This window comes from Rhodococcus sp. R1101, from assembly GCF_000278445.1.
In the GTDB taxonomy this organism is placed as follows: domain Bacteria; phylum Actinomycetota; class Actinomycetes; order Mycobacteriales; family Mycobacteriaceae; genus Rhodococcus; species Rhodococcus gordoniae.
In genome coordinates, this window is the sequence record NZ_AJVB01000426.1 from 1 (window position 1) to 3,349 (window position 3,349).

Annotated in this window: 3 protein-coding genes and 2 pseudogenes; 4 read left to right on the plus strand and 1 reads right to left on the minus strand. The window is 65.7% G+C overall.

Annotated features, from left to right (window positions below; translation table 11 throughout):
* Positions 1–345, minus strand: a pseudogene (locus R1101_RS31125) (hypothetical protein); the annotation flags it as partial.
* Positions 346–1,884: 1,539 nt separating this feature from the next.
* Between R1101_RS31125 and R1101_RS31545 the strand changes: the two are divergent.
* From R1101_RS31545 to R1101_RS31140, 4 genes and pseudogenes are all read left to right on the plus strand, one after another.
* Positions 1,885–2,169: pseudogene (locus tag R1101_RS31545) on the plus strand (MFS transporter); the annotation flags it as partial.
* 49 nt (positions 2,170–2,218) lie between these two features.
* Positions 2,219–2,530: a hypothetical protein gene (locus R1101_RS31130; protein WP_016934948.1), complete on the plus strand. Its 312-nt coding sequence runs from the start codon at positions 2,219–2,221 to the stop codon at positions 2,528–2,530.
* 68 nt (positions 2,531–2,598) lie between these two features.
* Entirely contained in the window at positions 2,599–3,087 is a 489-nt protein-coding gene (locus R1101_RS31135) for an SRPBCC domain-containing protein (RefSeq protein WP_016934949.1), read from the plus strand.
* A gap of 135 nt (positions 3,088–3,222) precedes the next feature.
* Positions 3,223–3,349, plus strand: a 127-nt coding sequence (locus R1101_RS31140; RefSeq protein WP_232284789.1) for a DUF2235 domain-containing protein, incomplete at its 3' end; no start/stop codon positions are given.

A 3,349-nucleotide genomic window follows, 5' to 3' on the forward strand; every position in this document is an offset into this window, starting at 1 on the left:
AAGCTTGAGTGCAACAAGTGCAACCGGTAGGCCGTACCGTTCGGACGAGCCCTTGAGACCGCGTATCGCGGCTGCGGCGGCTATGGCAGCAGCCGTCGTCCCGACCAGTTCGATGACGAGGAGATCCGCCGGTCGAACAGTAGCTCTGACCATGTCGTCGACCCCCTGCCCACCCGATGCCATGCCCCCGCTCGGGAGGAAGGGTCCGGACTGGCCGTTCGGGCACACCACCATTGCCCTGCCCGATTCCTCCGGCGCGAAGCACATCGGAACCAACTGTGGGTAGACCAGGCCGGTGATCGCGATTCCCACGGCGAGGAGCGTCAAGAGCACGGTCGTGGTCACCACAATGTTTCGAAAACTGCGGAGCCGCACTTGCTCCCGGAGACCGGCCGAACTCGCTGCCCGCACGACGGCGACGATCTTCCGTCGCTCCTCCTCTACCATCCGTTCCTGATCTGCCCGATTGGGTTCGGTGGGAGTCGGCAGCGACTGATCGAACTCTCCGATCCCGAGCCTCCGCGCGAAGCGCTCGAATTCCTGCCTACGGGGATCGTTCGGACGCAGGTGGCACTGCACGTGCCTGAGCAAACAGGGCATCCGACCGAGGAGATCCGCAGCCGGCTCCAGGTTCAACAGATGGGCTTCGCCGGCGTCGAGGTTGCTCATCGCGCGTTCCATCAATGGACCGCTGTGCAGAACGAGGAGTGGTCGGCGCAACCGCGACCTTCCCCATTCTGCAGCGCCGCGAGCTGCTTCGAGATGCCGACGAACGGCTCCGCACAGGACCCGTCCCTCCGTATGGGTTTGCTGCTGTTCCACGCATTCACAGATCGCTTCGAGTTCCGCAGCACGCGTCAGCGTGCCCTCCTGCCATCCGGCACTCACGGGACCGCCCACTTCGGGAAACTCGACAGTCTTCCCGCCCGAGGCGAGGAGCACGGGGGGTGGTTGTCCGTCGGATTGTGTGGTCGCGGTAGACATCGGTGCCTCCGGTCAACGTCTTGCGTCGATACCGAGGGTGCCGTACTTCGAACCCCGAGGCACGGGTAGTTCCCTACCTGATTGCGGTCGACAGGTGGAGGGCCTGCGTGCAGAGAGCAGGTCTCATCCCGTCTGGTCCTCCTTCACTCACACACGCGCCACAGGATGTCGAGAACAGACCGACGTCGGTGCGCCTTGCTGCGGTTTGCCACCTACCCATCCGGTGGTGATCATCATTCGAACGACGTTGCGAGACTCGGTCTCGCAGATGCTCTTCTCGATCGGGTCCGGTCCGCCCCGACGGGATCGAGTAGCGCACTACTCGTGCTGATGCCTGCCGATGGCGCCCACTGGGAATACCGATTCGGTGGTCACGGAAGCGTCCACCCGTCGGAGGAGAAGTCATGCGAATGCAGAAGACGGAGCGACGAGTATCGCATCGGTGATCCCGCCTTCCGGCGGTCCGATCCCCGTGCGCGCTCGCTTCGTGTTGCATTCGGTTCCGGCCCTGTCCTCGACTCCGTCGAGCGCCGACTTCGTCCAAGGACCTCGTCATGTCCTCGCACCGAGCTGCGGTTCCGCAGCTCTCGTCACCGACATCCGTCGACCCACCATCCACCCATCACGACATTCTCGCGGTGCTGCTCCCCCTGCTCGCAGCGCCGTTCGCCGCATTGCTCTCGGGCACCGTCGCGATCCCCGCACTACCTGCCGTCACAGCAGAACTCGGTGGCGGCTCCGTCGGCCTGACCTGGATCATCACGGTCGCTCTCCTGGCCAACGCGACCACCACCCCGGTCTGGGGATCGATATCCGACCGCTACGACACGCGTCTTCTCGTCCAGGCGGCGCTGTTGACATTGACGGCGGGGTCGGTGATCTCGGCTTGCGGCTCCGGCTCTGTCCGTTCTCCTCGCCGGTCGCGTGGTGCACGGGGTCGGTCTCGGCGGCGCCGTGGCTGTGACCGTGGCGGTGTTCGGCGCTCTCATCCCGCCGCGGGAACAGGGCCGTTATGCCGGGTACGGCGCGGTGGTCATGGCGGTGTCGATGGCGGGCGGTCCGCTCCTCGGCGGCGCACTCGTCGACACTCCTCTCGGTTGGCGGGCCTGTTTCCTCGTGCCCGCGGTACCGGCCGGCGTGGCGCTGGTCGCACTGCGACCCAGGCGGATACCTCGTCGTCGGCGGTGTCCTGCTCGTCGCTGCGCTCGCCGTCGAACGCCGCACTCCCGTCCCTGTGGCGCCGGTGGATCTGCTCGGGCAGCGCACCGTCGCGTGCGCTCTGATCACGTCCGTGTCGTCCGGGTTCGCGTTCTACGCAACGCTGTCCTTCCTCAGCGGGTACTTTCGGGCGGTGCGCCACCACACGGCCACTGCCACAGGGATCCTGCTGACCCCCTTGGTGTTCGGACTCGCGTCCGCCTCCTACACCTCGGGTCGTCTCGTCACTCGCTACGGCAGGTGGAAGGCACTGCTCGTCGCAGTCGCCCTGCTGCCGAACCAACGGCTGCGCACCTCCTTGGCCACAGCGGAGGAACCATCGCGATGAAACGGCTCGCGCCGACAGCCGGATACAGGACAATTTCGGTGAGGCGAGCGCCCATGAGAGGAGCCGTGATGAGCACGCCGAGGACGATCGCAGGCGAAGTGAGCCCGGAACGTGATTGCCCGAGCGACTCGTCGCTGGTGCGGCTGATCTACCACCGCAACTTCCCGCTCCCGATCGGCGAGGTCTGGGCGGCACTCACCGACTCCGAGAAGCTGGGTCGCTGGTACGGCACATACATCGGCGACCCGGCCACAGGCCGTGTGCGGTTGACGATGACCGACGACCACGACTCGGCCACCACATACGTGGACATCCTTCGGTGTTCTCCCCCGGACGGATTCGCCGTCGATGTGGACGGGTGGCAGCTCGAGGTTGCGCTACGTCAGGTCGGAGAGGTCACCACCCTCGAGTTCACGCACCGTCACGTTCCGCGCTCGGAAGCCGGAGAGATCGGGCCGGGCTGGCAGTACTACCTCGACCGTCTCGCCGCCGCACTGGCCGGCACCCGCCCGCCGTCATGGGACGACTATCTCGACCTGGTCGACGAATACCGCTGACCGGCACGGACGCGTCCGATGCAGGAACGCCGTCCGACGCGTCGGCCGGATTCGAGTAGTGCACTACCCGTGAGACGTCCTGTCAGGGCTCCTAGCGTCGGGTCTACCAGCCGGACGCATTCAGGGAGTCCTACTATGCCGCAGCCCGGAACAGACACACAGCAGACCGAAACAACGACGAAGAAAGGATCGAAGAACATCGTCCTGTGCTTCGACGGCACCGGGAACGAAATTCGCGCCAAGGGGAACACCAACGTCGTCC

Excerpts from the sequence above, each read along its gene's own strand:
- R1101_RS31135 (WP_016934949.1), top strand. The coding sequence starts at position 2,599 with ATGAGCACGCCGAGGACGATCGCAGGCGAAGTGAGCCCGGAACGTGAT.